General features: G+C 67.5%; 12 protein-coding genes. 9 read left to right on the plus strand and 3 right to left on the minus strand.

Features of this window, described 5'->3' with window-relative positions; translation table 11 throughout:
* The first annotated feature begins 20 nt into the window (after window positions 1-20).
* Genes pstB through phoB form a run of 3 tightly spaced genes read left to right on the plus strand, consistent with a single transcriptional unit; the run spans window position 21 to window position 2,266 of the window.
* On the plus strand, window positions 21-791 hold the full coding sequence (gene pstB / locus M2319_RS03670) for a phosphate ABC transporter ATP-binding protein PstB (RefSeq protein WP_406682070.1): 771 nt from the start codon (window positions 21-23) through the stop codon (window positions 789-791).
* A 25-nt stretch (window positions 792-816) separates the two neighbouring features.
* Window positions 817-1,542 (plus strand): phosphate signaling complex protein PhoU, encoded by a 726-nt coding sequence (gene phoU, locus M2319_RS03675; RefSeq protein ID WP_264600086.1) that lies wholly within the window; start codon window positions 817-819, stop codon window positions 1,540-1,542.
* 25 nt (window positions 1,543-1,567) lie between these two features.
* Window positions 1,568-2,266 (plus strand): phosphate regulon transcriptional regulator PhoB, encoded by a 699-nt coding sequence (gene phoB, locus M2319_RS03680; RefSeq protein WP_264600087.1) that lies wholly within the window; start codon window positions 1,568-1,570, stop codon window positions 2,264-2,266.
* 99 nt (window positions 2,267-2,365) lie between these two features.
* Here the strand turns inward: phoB and M2319_RS03685 are convergent, their stop codons facing one another.
* A complete protein-coding gene (locus M2319_RS03685) occupies window positions 2,366-2,881 on the minus strand; it encodes a GcrA family cell cycle regulator (RefSeq protein ID WP_264600088.1) in 516 nt (171 codons plus the stop codon).
* Between the two features lie 470 nt (window positions 2,882-3,351).
* Here M2319_RS03685 and M2319_RS03690 point away from each other — a divergent pair, with 470 nt between their 5' ends.
* The 5 genes from M2319_RS03690 (at window position 3,352) to M2319_RS03710 (ending at window position 11,464) form a co-directional block, all read left to right on the plus strand.
* Window positions 3,352-4,560, plus strand: coding sequence for an aspartate aminotransferase family protein (locus M2319_RS03690; protein ID WP_264600089.1), 1,209 nt, complete (start codon window positions 3,352-3,354; stop codon window positions 4,558-4,560).
* Between the two features lie 2 nt (window positions 4,561-4,562).
* Complete coding sequence (argF, locus tag M2319_RS03695; RefSeq protein ID WP_264600379.1) at window positions 4,563-5,483, plus strand: ornithine carbamoyltransferase; 921 nt, start codon at window positions 4,563-4,565, stop codon at window positions 5,481-5,483.
* The gene (locus M2319_RS03700) at window positions 5,480-6,475 is read left to right on the plus strand and encodes an Hsp33 family molecular chaperone (protein WP_264600090.1); all 996 of its coding nucleotides are present in this window, start codon (window positions 5,480-5,482) and stop codon (window positions 6,473-6,475) included. Before argF ends, M2319_RS03700 begins: the two co-directional genes overlap by 4 nt.
* Before the next feature lie 112 nt (window positions 6,476-6,587).
* Window positions 6,588-7,937 carry an efflux RND transporter periplasmic adaptor subunit gene (locus M2319_RS03705; protein ID WP_264600091.1) on the plus strand — a complete coding sequence of 450 codons (1,350 nt, stop codon included), beginning with the start codon at window positions 6,588-6,590 and terminating at the stop codon, window positions 7,935-7,937.
* Window positions 7,934-11,464: an efflux RND transporter permease subunit gene (locus M2319_RS03710; protein WP_264600092.1), complete on the plus strand. Its 3,531-nt coding sequence runs from the start codon at window positions 7,934-7,936 to the stop codon at window positions 11,462-11,464. Before M2319_RS03705 ends, M2319_RS03710 begins: the two co-directional genes overlap by 4 nt.
* Before the next feature lie 1,045 nt (window positions 11,465-12,509).
* Here the strand turns inward: M2319_RS03710 and M2319_RS03715 are convergent.
* Window positions 12,510-13,157 (minus strand): alpha/beta family hydrolase, encoded by a 648-nt coding sequence (locus tag M2319_RS03715; protein ID WP_264600093.1) that lies wholly within the window; start codon window positions 13,155-13,157, stop codon window positions 12,510-12,512.
* Window positions 13,158-13,342: 185 nt separating this feature from the next.
* Between M2319_RS03715 and M2319_RS03720 the strand changes: the two genes are divergently transcribed.
* Entirely contained in the window at window positions 13,343-14,116 is a 774-nt protein-coding gene (locus M2319_RS03720; RefSeq protein WP_406682071.1) for a sterol desaturase family protein, read from the plus strand.
* On the opposite strand, the gene M2319_RS03725 is transcribed toward M2319_RS03720, so the two are convergent.
* On the minus strand, window positions 14,103-15,059 hold the full coding sequence (locus M2319_RS03725) for a transporter substrate-binding domain-containing protein (RefSeq protein WP_264600095.1): 957 nt from the start codon (window positions 15,057-15,059) through the stop codon (window positions 14,103-14,105). The genes M2319_RS03720 and M2319_RS03725 overlap by 14 nt on opposite strands.
* Window positions 15,060-15,497 lie beyond the last annotated feature (438 nt).

Below are 15,497 nucleotides of genomic sequence, written 5' to 3' on the forward strand. Positions count from 1 at the left end.
CCATCTCGGGCCAGCCGAAGATGTCGCCCGCCGTCGAGCCGAAGATCGTCGCCCGCAAGGTGCAGGTGTTCTACGGCGAGAACCACGCGATCAAGGATGTCGACGTCGACATCCCGGCCAATTCGGTGATGTCCTTCATCGGCCCGTCCGGCTGCGGCAAGTCCACCTTCCTCAGGTGCCTCAACCGCATGAACGACACCATCGACGTGTGCCGGGTCGAGGGCAAGATCGAGATCGACCACGAGGACATCTACGATGCCAAGGTCGATCCGGTGCAGCTCCGCGCCAAGGTCGGCATGGTGTTCCAGAAGCCGAACCCGTTCCCGAAGTCGATCTTCGAGAACGTCGCCTACGGCCCTCGCATCCACGGCCTCGCCCGCACCAAGACCGACATGGAAGAGATCGTCGTCACCGCGCTGCAGAAGGCGGGCCTCTTTGCCGAGGTCAAGGACCGGCTCGATGCGCCCGGCACCGGCCTTTCCGGCGGCCAGCAGCAGCGCCTGTGCATCGCCCGCGCCATCGCCGTCAGCCCGGAAGTGATCCTGATGGACGAGCCGTGTTCCGCGCTCGACCCGATCGCCACCGCCAAGGTCGAGGAGCTGATCGACGAATTGCGCGAGAACTACACCATCGTCATCGTCACCCACTCCATGCAGCAGGCCGCCCGGGTCTCCCAGCGCACCGCGTTCTTCCATCTCGGACTGCTTGTCGAGGAAGGGCCGACGGACAATATCTTCACCAATCCGCACGACAAGCGGACCCAGGATTACATCACCGGCCGGTTCGGCTAGGCAACGCCCAAGGGGAAGCACTCTCATGTCCGAACACATCGTCAAATCGTTCGACGAGGAACTCCAGGAGCTTGCCGCCGGCATCGCCGAGATGGGCGGCCTCGCCGAGCGCCTGGTCGACGACGCCGTGACCGCGCTGGCACGCAACAACGCCGAGCTCGCCCAGGAAGTCATCCGCACCGACATCCGGCTCGACCAGATGCAGCGGGACCTGGAGGAAAAGGCGATCATCATGCTCGCACGGCGCCAGCCGATGGCGCTGGACCTGCGCCAGGCGGTTGCCGTGCTGCGCATCTCCGGCGACCTGGAGCGCGTCGGCGACCTCGCCAAGAACATCGCCAAGCGGGCGCTGGCCATCGACGGCCAGTTCAATTCCAAGTCGCTGACCCACGGCGTGGAGCACATCGCCGAGCTCGCCATGACCCAGCTCAAGGCCGTGCTCGACGCCTATGCCGCCCGCGACATCGCCGCCTCGGCCCAGATCCGCGACCGCGACCAGGAGGTCGACGCGCTTTACACCTCGCTGTTCCGCGAACTCCTCACCTACATGATGGAGGACCCGCGCAACATCTCCCAGTGCACCCACCTCCTGTTCTGCGCCAAGAACATCGAGCGCATCGGCGACCACGCCACCAACATCGCCGAGACGATCCACTACCTCGTCACCGGCCAGCAGCTTTCCGACGAGCGGGTCAAGGACGACCTGACCAGCACGACCTCGCTGGACTTCGATCCGGCCGCCAACGATTGAGCGAATGCAACGCGTCTGACATGCCATGCCCAAGGTTCTGATCGTCGAAGACGAGGAAGCGCTCAACCTTCTGCTGCGGTACAATCTGGAATCGGAAGGCTATGCGGTCGAGACCTGCGCCCGCGGCGACGAGGCGGAAATCCGCCTGCGCGAGGCCCAGCCCGACCTGCTGCTGCTCGACTGGATGCTGCCCGGCATTTCCGGCATCGAACTGTGCCGCCGCCTGCGCAACCGGGACAACACGCGGCAACTGCCGATCATCATGCTGACGGCGCGCGGCGAGGAGGCCGAGCGCATCCGCGGGCTTGCCACCGGTGCCGACGACTACGTCGTCAAGCCGTTCTCCATCCCGGAGCTGATGGCCCGGGTGCGGGCGATCCTGCGCCGCACGAAGCCGGAGATCATGTCGACGGTGCTCCAGGCCGGCGATTTGGAGCTCGACCGGGAAACCCACCGGGTGCGCCGCTCCGGCCGCGAGATCCATCTCGGGCCGACCGAGTTCCGCCTCTTGGAATTCCTCATGCAGTCGCCGGGGCGCGTGTTCAGCCGCGAGCAGCTCCTCGACGGCGTCTGGGGCCACGACGTCTATGTCGACGAGCGCACCGTCGACGTCCATGTCGGGCGCCTGCGCAAGGCGATCAATCGCGGCAAGGTGCGCGATCCGATCCGCACCGTGCGCGGCGCCGGCTACGCCTTCAACGACCAGTTCGCGCCCGCCCGCTGAAAAACCAAAAGCGCCGGCAAAAGCCCGACCACAAAAAACGCCGCCGAAATCTCCGGCGGCGTTTTTTTGCGGCTTTCAAGCCGGCAAGACGGAGAGCGCCTAGTCCTTGTTGGAGCGCCTGTCGCGGCGACGGTCGCCGACCGGCTGGTAGGCGATGTCGGCGTGATGGTCGCAATAGGGCTTTCCGGCTTCCTTGTGCCGGCCGCAGAAATAGAAATCCTCGCGGGTCGGATCGCCGATCGGCCACTTGCAGCGGTGCTCGTTGAGGCTGAGGATCGTCGCACGCTCCTCCGGCGGGATCTCAAGCTCGTGCACGGGCGCGGGCCGGGCGACCACCACCGGGCTCGGCGCCGGCTCGTAGTCGGCCTTCAGCGCCGTGTTGCCGACGCTGCGCGTCGGGCGCGGCCGGGCCGGTGCCGTGTTGGTGGCGCGGGGCTTGCGCGCCTTCGGCTGCTGCGCGGTGGTCTTGCCGCGGCCGGACAGCCCCAGCCGGTGCACCTTGCCGATCACCGCATTGCGGGTGATGCCGCCGAGTTCGGACGCGATCTGGCTGGCGCTCAGCCCCTCGGCCCACAATTTCTTCAGCAGTTCTACCCGTTCGTCAGTCCAGGACATCCGCCTTCTCCTGTTCTCATTTTCGGCGGCGGATCGGTTGGACTCCTTCCCCGGCCTCACGCTGGCCCAAGGCCTGCGAAAGGGAAACGCCCTACAACCAAAGACTTAAGTCCGCCGCACGAGATATCGTATCGATTTCACCGAAAGCTACTATATCGCGTGTATTTCTGGCAAGTCTGCGGCCGCCATGGCCGTCGACCTTCGAGGAGTTTTCCCCATCATTCGAACCCGGCTCAGCAACTCCGGCTGATTGCGTATACACGCCGGACAATTGACAAAACACCGGAATTCGGCTCTAAGAGACTCTGAATCCGTGCCGCCGATTTGGGCGGCACTGTTTGTTTTAGGAGCCGGTCGGCCCGCGACAATACGCGCGCCTACCGAAACGCGAAGGGCGCCGACCGGACAACCGGAAACGCGGCGCCCTAAAACGTTGGTGCCGGGGTTTTCGGCACCCGGGGACGGTACCCATGTCGAATACGTCGCTTTATCCCACCTATGCGCGGGCCGATCTCACATTCGAGAGAGGCGAGGGCGTCTGGCTGGAGGCCTCCGACGGCACCCGCTATCTGGATTTTGCCGCCGGCATCGCCGTCAACGGCCTCGGCCACGCCCATCCGCATCTGGTGGCGACCCTGACCGGCCAGGCCGAAAAGCTCTGGCACGTCTCCAACGTCTTCCGCATCCCGGACCAGGAGCGCCTGGCCGAGCGCCTGTGCGCGGCCAGCTTCGCCGACCGCGTCTTCTTCACCAATTCCGGCAGCGAGGCGATCGAGGGCGCGATCAAGACCGCGCGCCGCTACCACTTCGTCACCGGCAATCCGGAGCGCTACCGGCTGATCACCTTCGAGGGCGCCTTCCACGGCCGCACCCTCGGCGCCATCGCCGCCGGCGGCCAGGCCAAATATCTGGAAGGCTTCGGCCCGCGCGTGGAAGGCTTCGACCAGGTGCCGTTCGGCGACATCGAGGCGTTGAAGGCCGCGATCGGCCCGGAAACCGCCGGCGTCCTCATCGAGCCGATCCAGGGCGAGGGCGGCATTCGCCCGCTGCCCCACGGCGACCTGAAGCGCATCCGCGAGATCTGCGACGAGGCCGGCATCCTCTTGCTGCTCGACGAGGTCCAGTGCGGCATCGGCCGTACCGGCCGCCTGTTCGCCCATGAATGGGCCGGCATTACCCCGGACATCCTCGCCGCGGCCAAGGGCATCGGCGGCGGCTTTCCGGTCGGCGCCTGCATGGCGACGGAAGAGGCCGCCAAGGGCATGACCCTCGGCACCCACGGCTCGACCTATGGCGGCAACCCGCTCGCCATGGCCGTCGCCAACGCCGTCCTCGACGTTGTCCTGGAACCGGGCTTCTTCGAGCGCGTCAGCCGCCTCGGCCTGACCCTGAAACAGAAACTGGCCGGTCTCGTCGACAGCCATCCGGAGGTCTTTGAGACCATCCGCGGCGAGGGCCTGATGCTCGGCATCAAGTGCCGCGTCGCCCCGGCCGATGTCGTTGCCGCCGCGCGCGACCAGAAGCTTCTGACCGTCGGCGCCGGCGACAACGTGCTGCGCCTGCTGCCGCCGATGATCGTCACCGAGGAAGAGATTGACGCGGCCGTCGCCCGGCTCGATGCCGCGGCCAATGACATCGAGACCCGGATCGCTGAGAACCGCAGGGGGGCCGCGGAATGAGCATGAACGGAGACGCCCGGCATTTTCTCGACCTCGACGCCGTTCCGGCGAGCGAGCTGCGCCGCATCCTGGACGACTGCCGGTCGATGAAGGACCGCCTGAAGGCCGGCGACGTCGGCGATCGCCCGCTGGCCGGAAAATTCCTCGCCATGGTGTTCGAACGGGAGTCCACCCGCACAAGGGTGTCCTTCGACGTCGCCATGCGCCAGCTCGGCGGCGAGACCATCATGCTGACCGGCAAGGAGATGCAGCTCGGCCGCGGCGAGACCATCGCCGACACCGCCCGCGTGCTGTCGCGCTATGTCGACGCCATCATGATCCGCGTGCTGGAGACCGAGGCGCTGACCGAGCTTGCCCAATACGCCACGGTGCCGGTCATCAACGGCCTCACCCGCAATTCCCATCCGTGCCAGATCATGGCCGACATCATGACCTTCGAGGAGCACCTGGGGCCGATCACCGGCAAGAAGGTGCTGTGGTCGGGCGATGCCAACAACGTGCTGAATTCCTGGATCCACGCGGCCGAGCGCTTCGCCTTCGAGCTGCGCATCGCGGTGCCGGAAGAGCTGGCGCCCGACCAGGCGCTGGTGGAAAAGACCCGCGCCGCCGGCGCCTCCATCGACGTCCTCAGCGATCCCTTCACGGCCGCCGACGGCGTCGACTGCGTCGTCACCGACACCTGGGTGTCGATGGGCGACGAGGAGGGCGAACGCCGCCACAATCTGCTGAAACCCTACCAGGTCAACCAGCGCCTGATGGATGCGGCCAACCCGAACGCCATCTTCATGCACTGCCTGCCGGCCCACCGCGGCGAGGAGGTCACCGACGACGTCATCGACGGCCCCCAGTCGGTGGTGTTCGACGAGGCGGAGAACCGGCTGCACGCCCAGAAGGGCGTCCTTGCCTGGTGCTTCGGAAAATGATCGACGCCGCTCCCGGCCAGGGCTTTGAGCTTGCCGGAGACGACACCGTCCTTCCCTACGCCGTCGAGCCGCTCGATGCGCGGGGCCGGGTGGTGCGGCTCGGCCCGCTGCTCGATGCCGTCCTCGGCCGCCATGACTATCCGCCATCGGTGTCGCGCCTCCTCGGCGAGGCGATCGCGCTGACGGCGTTGCTCGGCAGTGCCCTGAAGTTCCGCGGCCGCTTCATCCTGCAGACGTCGAGCGACGGCCCGGTCAGCCTGATGGTCGTCGATTTCACCACCCCGTCCGACATGCGCGCCTATGCCCGCTTCGATGCCGACGCCGTGGCGGCTGCCGAGGCGGACGGCCACGCGGCGCCCCCGGATCTCCTCGGCACCGGGCACCTGGCGCTGACCATCGACCCCGGCGCCGGCCAGAACCGCTACCAGGGCATCGTCGCGCTCGCCGGCAATTCGCTGGAAGACGCCGCCCACGACTATTTCGCCCAGTCCGAACAGATCCCGACCCGCATCCGCCTCGCCGTTGCCGAAATCGTCGACCGCGATCCGGACGGCGGCCGCCGCCACCGCTGGCGCGCCGGCGGGGTGATGGTCCAGTTCCTGCCGGAATCGGAAGACCGCATCCGCGCCCGCGATCTCGATCCGGGCGATGCCCCGGAGGGCGCCGCGTCCCATGGCGAGCCGGACGACGACGCCTGGGTCGAGGCCCATTCGCTGGTCGACACGGTCGAGGACCATGAGCTGACCGATCCCGACATCGGCGCCGAAAAGCTCCTGTTCCGCCTGTTCCACGAGCGCGGCGTCAGGGTCTTCGAGCCGCTCTCCCTCAACGACCGCTGCGGCTGCTCGCGCGAAAAGGTCGCGGCCGTGCTCAGCGGCTTTTCAAAGGACGAGCGCGAGGAGATGACGGTCGACGGCGAGATCGTCGTGACCTGCGAGTTCTGCTCGACCCGCTACCATTTCGACCCCGAAGGGGCCGGCGGCGACGCGTGATTTCTGCCGCCCTGCGGCCATATGCGTAAATTAATATTACGTGAATTTAACTTGTCGCTGTGCTGATGCACTATATGACGGGAACCATGTTTGATCGGGCGAGGACCGAACGTTGAAGCCGATAGACCTCAACGTCCACCAGACGGCTGAGCTGAAAAAGCGCAGCCGCTTCTGGCTGATCCCGCAGATCCTCCTGCCGGTTCTGGTCGTCGCCGTCTCCATCTTTCTCTCAAATACGCTCGTCGCCACCAAGCCGGACGTGCCCCAGCGCCCGCCGCGCGAGCAGGTCTATATCGTCGACACCGAGCCGGTGGCGCTTGCCGCCAACCGGCCGATGCTGCAGGTGTTCGGCACGCTGGCTGCCGCCCGCAACGTCGAATTGCGCGCCCTCGTAGCCGGCGAAGTGGTCTCCGTGATGCCGGATCTGGTCGTCGGCGCGACGGTCAGGAAGGGCGACGTCCTCGTCCAGATCGACCGCTTCGACTATGAAGGCGCCGTCACGGAAGCGGAAATCAACCTTGCCGAGGCCGAGGCCCGGCTCGCGGAGAACCGGGCTCGGCTGGTGCTGGAGGAGCGAAGCATCGCCCGCTACGCCGAGCAGCTCGACTTCGCCGAGAAGGACCTTGAGCGCGCCCGCAACCTGTTGAAGTCCGGCAACATCACCCAGCGCGGCCTCGACGAGCGCGAACTGGTCGTCTCCCAGCGCCGCCAGGCCCTCGACCAGCGCCGCAACACCATCGACATCGAAAAGGCCAAGGTCGAGCAGCAGGCGGTCAGCCTGAAGCGGCTGGAATGGAAGCTCTCCCAGGCCCGGCGCAACCTCGCCAACACGAAACTCGTGGCTCCCTTCGACGGCATCGTGACGTCGGAAAACGTCGAGGCCGGCCGGCTCCTCAACGTCAACGACCTCGCCGTCGCCATGTATGAGGACGACCGGCTCGAGGCCCGCTTCGTGCTCTCCGACCGGCAATATGGCGAACTCGCCCTCGACGACGCGCCCGTGATCGGCCGCGACATCGAGGTCGTCTGGCATGTCGGCGGCGAGCCGGTGCGCTTTGCCGCGGTGATCGACCGGGTTGGCGCGGAGATCGCGCCGGAGCGCGGCGGCGTCGAGGTCTATGCCCGCATCCCGCAGCAGCAGACCCGGGTGGGCCTCAGGCCCGGCGCCTTCGTCGAGGTCACCGTCCCCGGCCGCGCCTTCCCGGCATCGGCACGCCTGCCGGAGACCGCCGTCTACAACAACGACCACGTCTTTGCCGTCGTCGACGGGCGCCTCGCCAAACGCCCCGTGACGGTCGAGGCCTGGGACAACGGCACCGTCATCGTCTCCGGCGAGCTGAAGGACGGCGAAGAGGTGCTGACGACGCGCATCGCCGAGGTCGGCGAGGGGCTGCGCGTGCGCGAGCCGGGCACCGGCAAGGCGCGGGCGAAGCCGGCTGATGACGACGTTGCGGCGCGATGAACTGGCCGCGCGATGACCGCTCCGGCGTGGTGTCGCTGTTCGCGCGCCACCCCAACGCCGCCAATCTCCTGATGGTCCTGATGCTGATGGCCGGCGTCTTTGCGCTCGGCCGCATCCCGATCCAGTTCTTCCCGACCCTTGAGGTCAAGACCATCACCATCACCGTCTCCTGGCCGGGCGCCAGCGCGGAGGACGTGGAGGGCAATATCCTCGGCGCCATCGAGCCGGAGGTCCGCTTCCTCGATGGCGTCACCGACGTGGAGTCCTCGGCCCGCGAGGGCTCCGGCTCGATCATCCTGGAATTCGACCAGCACACCGACATGCAAAAGGCCCTGTCGGACGTGGAATCGGCGATCGCCCAGGTGACGACGCTGCCGGAGGATTCGGAGACCCCGAAGGTCAGCTTCCGGCGATGGATGGACCGCGTCGCGCGGGTGTCGATCTCCGGGCCGTTCTCCGAGGCGGCGATGAAGGCGTTCGCCAAGCGCATGCGCGACGACCTCATCGAGCGCGGCATCGACCAGGTCACCTTCAACGGAATGCGCGACGAGGAATTCCGCATCGAGGTGCCGGAGCGCGAACTGCGCCGCCTCGGCCTCACCGTCTCCGACGTCGCGGGCAAGCTCTCCGGCAACACCCGCGACCAGCCCTCCGGCCAGCTCGAGGGCGCGGTCGAAAAGCAGCTTCGCGCCGAGACCGGCGGCGAGACCGTGGAGGGCCTCGGCGGCATTAACGTCAAGACCTTCCCGACCGGCGAACGGGTCCTGCTGCGCGACATCGCCAGGGTGGAAAAGAGCTTCGACAAGGATGCGCTGCGCGGCTTTGCCTTCGGCGAGCCGGCCATCGAGATGACCGTGTCGCGCTCCATCGCCACCGACACGCTGACCGCCGCCCGCATCCTCAACGACTACCTGGAGGAAGTGCGGCCGACGCTGCCGAACACCCTGAAGGTCGCCGTCTATGACGACCGTTCGACCAGCCTGAAGGGCCGCATCGACCTCCTCTTCCGCAACGGCGTCCAGGGCCTCTTCGTCGTCGTCGCGATCCTCTTTCTCTTCCTCAATGCGCGCATCGCCTTCTGGGTCGCCGCCGGCATTCCCGTCGCCATGATGGCGACCATCGGCTTCATGTATGTCACCGGCCAGACCATCAACATGATCTCGCTGTTCGCGCTGATCATGACCCTCGGCATCATCGTCGACGACGCCATCGTCGTCGGCGAGCACACCGCGACGCGCTCCAGCCTCGGCGATGACCCGTTGACCGCGGCCGAACTCGGCGCCGGCCACATGATCACGCCGGTCATGGGCGCCAGCCTCACGACGATCGCCGCCTTCGCGCCGATCCTGCTCGTCCGCGACACCATCGGCCAGATCATGGGCGCCCTGCCGCTGGTCGTCATCGCCGTCGTCATCGCGTCGATCATCGAGTGCTTCTTCGTCCTGCCGGGGCATCTTGCCCATTCCCTCGGCCGGCGCGGATCGAACCGCTGGTCGTTCTGGCGCCAGTTCCTGATCGCGCTCGTCATCGCCGTCGTGATCACCGTGCTGCCCGCCGACCTCGCCGCGCCGGGCGGCCCCGGCACCGAGGACTTCTCCGAGGCCGTCGCCGCCCTCACCGACGGGGCCGGCGGCATCGCGACGGTGGCGGGCGAACTGGTGCGGCTGTTCTTTTCCGCCGTCAGCCTCGCCCTCCTGTGGATCGCCTATGGCGCCGTGACGCTCGGCGTCGCGATCGCCCATGGCATGGCGGCCTTGCGCGCGTCCGTGCCGATCTGGGCCGTGACCTTGCTCGTCGCCGTCGGCGCCTTCGGCATCGCCGGGCTCCTGGAAGCCTTCTTCCTGGCCATGGGCCGGCGCCAGCGCCGCCGCGAAGGCCAGGGCAGCCGGGGCTTCCGCCGCGCCTTCGATGCCGGGTTCGCCCGCTTCCGCGACGGCCCGTTCAACGCCATGGTCACCGCCGCCTATCACTGGCGCTACATGACCATCGCCGTTGCCGCCTCGCTCCTGATCATCTTCGGCTACGGCTTCGTCTTCGGCGGCCGGGTCGGCTTCGTCTTCTTCCCCTCGCCGGAAGCGGAGGTGATCCGCGGCACGATCGAGTTCAACGCCGGCATCTCCGAGGACCGGGCCGTGGCCGGCATCCGCGACCTGGAAGCGGCCCTGCTGAAGACCGAAAAGCAGCTCACCGGCGGCAAGGAGGAGTTGATCGTCGCCTCCTTCGTCAGCCTCGGCAAGGCCGGGCGCGCGCGCGGCGACAACGTCGCCGAGGTCGATGTCCAGCTCACCCCGTCCGAGGACCGCTCGATCCGCACGCCGGACATCATCAAGGCCTGGCGCCGGCAGGTGCCGGACATCGTCGGCGTCAAGCGGCTGGCGATCTTTGAACGCAGGGGCGGACCGCCCGGCCGCGACATCGACATCCAGCTCACGGACGGGCCGCCCGAGACCCTGAAGGCCGCGGCCCACGAGGCGATCACGCTCCTGTCCGGCTTCCCCGGCGTCTCCGGCGTTGCCGACGACCTGCCCTACGGCAAGCCGGAACTGGTGATGACGCTGACCCCGCGCGGCGCGGCGCTCGGCTTCACCATCGAGGATATCGGCCGCCAGATCCGCAATTCCTTCGAGGGCGCGATCGCAAGGCGCATCGGCATCGGCGACGAGGAGGTCATCATCCGCGTCGTCAAGAAGATGCGCGAGGCGGGCGACGCCCAATTGCGCTCGCTGGAGCTGAGGACGCCGGCCGGCGACTTCGTGCCCCTGATGGAGGCCGTGAACCTCACCGAGCGCCAGGGCTTCTCCGTCATCCAGCGCGAGGACGGCCGCTCCAGCGTCTCGGTCACCGCCGACGTCGATGCCGACGTTACCTCCAACCAGGAGATCATCGACAAGCTGAACGCCGGCCCGCTGCCGGACCTTGCTGCCCGCTACGGCATCAACTACCGCTTCTCCGGCCGCGCCGAGGAGCGCATGAAGGCCTTCGAGGACCTGAAGATCGGCATCCTCCTCGCCCTCGGCGTCATCTACATCATCCTTGCCTGGATCTTCGCCAGCTACTGGCGGCCGCTGGCGGTCATGCTGATCATCCCCTTCGGCCTCGTCGGCGCCGTCGTCGGCCACTACCTGATGGGCTTCAAGCTGACGGTGATGAGCCTGATCAGCCTGCTCGGCCTTGCCGGCATCCTCGTCAACGATTCCATCATCCTGGTCAGCCGCATCGACGAGCGCGCCCGCGACGGCGACGATCTGGAACACGCCGCCATCGGCGCCAGCCGCGACCGCCTGCGCGCCGTGCTTTTGACCTCGCTGACCACCATCGGCGGCCTTGCCCCGCTGATGACGGAGCAGAACATCCAGGCCCAGTTCCTCCTGCCGATGGCCATCACCATCGTCTTCGGCCTCGCCGTTGCGACGCTGCTGGTGCTGTTCCTGGTGCCGGCGCTGATCGGCATCGGCGGCGACGTGCGCACGGGCCTGCGGGGCCTCTACGGCCGCCGCGACGGCCGCGGCTTCCTGCCGGCGGAATAGGCGGTCGGGCGCGCGGATCGAGCGGCCATCTTCACTGTTGTCATTGCGAGCGAGCGAAGCGAGCGCGGCAATCCAGGGGCCGCACGCTCCGAGCAAGCGGCTCTGGATCGCCGCGTCGGCCTTTCGGCCTCCTCGCGATGACGACTTTATGTGACGCGATCGCTCCGAAACGACCGCCGCTCGATCCTCTCCCGTCACCCCGGGCGGAGCGAAGCGGAGACCCGGGGCCTATTGCCCCTTTCCGCGCGGTATGCCGCTTCAAGGTCCGCTGCGGCTTCCCGCCTGGGCCGATCCCCGTTTCCACCATTCGACGGCGTACCGCATGGAGATGGGCAATAGGCCCCGGCTCGGGGGCCGGGGTGACGGCAGTTGTTTTGGCGGGCGGGAGCGGTCGCTTTTTGGCGACGGCGGAGTAGGCGGGAGCAGGCAGGCCGCGTTCATCGCCGATGGATCCTTGTCATTGCGAGCGAGCGAAGCGAGCGCGGCAATCCAGGGGCCTCACGCTCCGAGCAAGTTGCTCTGGATCGCCGCGTCGGCCTACGGCCTCCTCGCGATGACGACCATTTGTGACGCGACCGCACCAAAACGACCGCCGCTTCATCCTCTCCCGTCACCCCGGGCGGAGCAAAGCGGAGACCCGGGGCCTATTGCCCCTTTCCGCGCGGTATGCCGCTTCAAGGTCCGCTGCGGCTTCTCGCCTGGGCCGATGCCCGTTTCCACCATTCGACGGCGTACCGCATGGAGATGGGCAATAGGCCCCGGCTCGGGGGCCGGGGTGACGGCAGTTGTTTTGGCGGGCGGGAGCGGTCCGTTTTCGGCGACGGCGGAGTAGGCGGGAGCGGGCAGGCCGCGTTCATCGCCGATGGATCCTTGTCTTTGCGAGCGAGCGAAGCGAGCGCGGCAATCCAGAGCGGCGCGCTCGGAGCCCGCAGCCCCTGGATCGCCGCGTCGGCCTATGGCCTCCTCGCGATGACGACCTTGTGTAACGCAACGGCATGTGCACATGCGCTGCAAAGCCTGCGTCCCGCTTGAACGGCGGCGGCCCTCAGCCCTGGCCGAGCCCCTCCACAAACCCCGAAATCGCCTCTGCCGTCTTCTCCAGATTGCCTGACCACGTCGCCTCCGCCTTGCCGCGCGGGGCGAGGTCGTGGTTGCCGTCGGACAGCCAGACGATCCGGCAATGGGCGGGGAGGGCGAGGGCCTCGATCTCGGCCCTGGTGCCGAAGGTGTCGCGCTCGCCCTGGGCGATCAGCACCGGCAGGCGGGCCTCTTCAAGCGGCGCCAACCGCCACGCGTCCGGCTTGCCGGGCGGATGGAACGGATAGCCGAGGCAGGCAACGCCTTTTACCCGTGACGACAGGTCGTCCGTGCCTGAAAGCATCGCAGCGACGCGCCCGCCCATCGACTTGCCGCCGATGAGGACGGGGCCGTCGGGAAGGTCGGACCGCGCCAGCGCCTCGTTGAGAGCCTCTGAAAACTCCACGATCAGCTTGTCGGCCCGCGGCGGCGGGCGCTTTTTGCCGCCGTCGCGCCGGCCTGCCATGTAGGCGAACTCGAACCGGGCAACGGCAATGCCGCGCGCGACGCAGCCGGCGGCCACGCGCGCCATGAACGGCGTTTCCATGTTGGCGCCGGCGCCATGGGCGAAAACGAGCGTCCCCTTTGCGGGGCCCTCGGGCGCTTCAAAGAGCATGGCTTGCAGCCTTCCTGTTCACGTGGATTTCAAAGCTCTTGAATGTCGCTTCTAGGGGAGAAGAGGGTATATCATCAAATTCGAAAATACGTGCGACAGACCAAGGGAGATCATCGGTGCTGGAACAGATCCCGGGCGGCGAGGCGACGGTACGGATCGGCGCCTTCGTCTCGGTTTTTGCCGCAATGGCGTTGTGGGAGATCGCCGCCCCGCGCCGGCCGCGCCGCGACACGCGTCAGAGCCGCTGGGTCACCAATCTCGCCGTCGTCGTTATCGACAGCCTCGTCCTGCGCCTGCTGGTGCCGCTGCTCGCCGTCGGCACCGCGGCCTATGCGGCGGAAAACGGCTACGGCCTCCTCAACCGGATCGCCCTGCCGGCCGTCCTCGAATTCCTCATTGCCTTCGTCGTCCTCGACTTTGCCATCTGGCTGCAGCACGTCGCCTCCCACAAGATCCCGATCCTCTGGCGCCTGCACCGCATGCACCACGCGGACATCGATATCGACGTCTCCACGGCCCTGCGCTTCCACCCGGTGGAGATCCTGCTCTCCATGCTCTGGAAGATGGCCGTGGTGCTGGCGATCGGCGCGCCGGTCGGCGCCGTCATCCTGTTCGAGGTGGTGCTCAACGCCATGGCGATGTTCAACCACGGCAATGTGCGGCTGCCGGCGCCCATTGATGCCGTCCTCAGGCGCATCGTCGTCACGCCCGATTTCCACCGCGTCCACCATTCGGTGGTCCGGCGCGAGACGGATTCCAACTACGGCTTCAATCTCTCGATCTGGGACCGCCTGTTCCGCACCTACCGGGCCCAGCCGGAGGCCGGCCATCTCGGCATGACCATCGGCCTTGCCGAGTACCAGTCGAAGGCCGCCAGCGGCCTCTGGTGGTGCCTGATGCTGCCCTTCGACAACGGCCGCGGGGGCGGCCAGAAGCCCTCGGATATCAATAAAAGCTGACGGGGAAATAGCGCAGGTAGAGCTCGCCGTAGCGGCCTTCCTCATGCACCCGGTGGAGGGCGTAGTCGAGCGCGGCCTTCAGGGCCGTGTTGTCGCGGGCGACGGCGATGGAAAGCCCGCTGCCGAAATAGGTCGGGTCGAGATAGGCCCCGCCGAGGAAGTCGCAGCAGCCGTCGGCGGCATCGCCGGCGAGCCAGAAGGAGAGCGACAGGGCGCTGCCGAAGAAGGCGTCGACCTCGCCGGCCTTCAGCGCCTCGCGCGCCACCTGAGGCTCCGGATAGGTGATGATCCGCGAATTGCGGAAGAAGGCGTGCAGGAACGCCTCGTGCGCAGTGTTGGCGACGGTCGCCACCCACTTGTCGGCAAGGCCTTCCGGCGTTGCCTCAAGGCCGCTGTCGCGGCGCGCGACGAACCGCGCCGGCAGCCGCAGATAGACGTCGGAAAAGCCGAGCGCCTTGCGGTTTTCCGCGCTCATCGCCAGCCCGGCGATGATCGCATCGCCCCGGTCCTCTTCAAGCGCCGTCTCCAGCTCCGCAAAGGGCCGCATCTGGATCGTGCATTCGGCCTCCAGCACCTCGCAGATGGCGCGGGCGAGCTCGACGTTGAAGCCGGAGAGCCGGCCGTCGGAAGAGACGAAATTGAACGGCGGAAAGCCGTCGCTGGTCAGGAACCGGATGGTGCGGACGGCAACGTCGGGCTTTTCCGGCCGGCTGTGCGGGTCCCAGTAATTGGGGATGGTGACCGGGCCGGAGGCCTCGAAGGGCGGGCGCGGCTCCAGCGGCTTCGGCTCCTCGGCCTTTTCCGCCTCCGGCGTCGTCGCGCCTGCTGCCGTATCCGGGGCGTCGCCTGCGGCCGGCGTCTCCGCCGCCGGGGCCTGCGCGCGCGCCGGGGCGTCCGGCAAGGCGGTAACGAGCGCAAGAAACGCGGCGGCAAACAGGATCAAAGGTCGCATTTCTACACGCAAGACACGAAATCCGGTCGCAAGGGTTGTGGTGCTTTGGTACCGTTACTTCGTATCAGTACCGGTGTTCCTTGCCGCGACTTTACGGGAGCGCCGTGTCGGGGGGAAGGGGCATGGCGATCGAAGACGTCGAGGAGGCGCGTGCCGGCGCGGCGCCATCGTCCGGCCGGCAACCGGCATTCCCCCGACCAATGATCGGCCGCCCATCGTTCTCCGTCGCACCGTCTGCCAAACCTGCCGCGGCTGCCGGCCGACCGTTGCACCCCGCGCAGGCCTTTCTCGACCGCCTTCCTGGAAGGCCGCCGCGAAACCTTCTGAAGACCATCGGCGCCGATCGCCCCCGCGCCTTCGACGACGCCATTCCGCCCGGCACCGGCTTCCTCGTCCATGTCGGCCTTGGCGGCGCGGAGATCCGCGCGC

It is taken from the genome of Rhodobium gokarnense (genome assembly GCF_025961475.1).
In the GTDB taxonomy this organism is placed as follows: domain Bacteria; phylum Pseudomonadota; class Alphaproteobacteria; order Rhizobiales; family Rhodobiaceae; genus Rhodobium; species Rhodobium gokarnense.

Coding starts and splice junctions, on each gene's coding strand:
- pstB (WP_406682070.1), top strand. CDS start 21: ATGTCGCCCGCCGTCGAGCCGAAGATCGTCGCCCGCAAGGTGCAGGTG.
- phoU (WP_264600086.1), top strand. CDS start 817: ATGTCCGAACACATCGTCAAATCGTTCGACGAGGAACTCCAGGAGCTT.
- phoB (WP_264600087.1), top strand. CDS start 1,568: ATGCCCAAGGTTCTGATCGTCGAAGACGAGGAAGCGCTCAACCTTCTG.
- M2319_RS03685 (WP_264600088.1), bottom strand. CDS start 2,881: ATGTCCTGGACTGACGAACGGGTAGAACTGCTGAAGAAATTGTGGGCC.
- M2319_RS03690 (WP_264600089.1), top strand. CDS start 3,352: ATGTCGAATACGTCGCTTTATCCCACCTATGCGCGGGCCGATCTCACA.
- argF (WP_264600379.1), top strand. CDS start 4,563: ATGAACGGAGACGCCCGGCATTTTCTCGACCTCGACGCCGTTCCGGCG.
- M2319_RS03700 (WP_264600090.1), top strand. CDS start 5,480: ATGATCGACGCCGCTCCCGGCCAGGGCTTTGAGCTTGCCGGAGACGAC.
- M2319_RS03710 (WP_264600092.1), top strand. CDS start 7,934: ATGAACTGGCCGCGCGATGACCGCTCCGGCGTGGTGTCGCTGTTCGCG.
- M2319_RS03715 (WP_264600093.1), bottom strand. CDS start 13,157: ATGCTCTTTGAAGCGCCCGAGGGCCCCGCAAAGGGGACGCTCGTTTTC.
- M2319_RS03720 (WP_406682071.1), top strand. CDS start 13,343: ATGGCGTTGTGGGAGATCGCCGCCCCGCGCCGGCCGCGCCGCGACACG.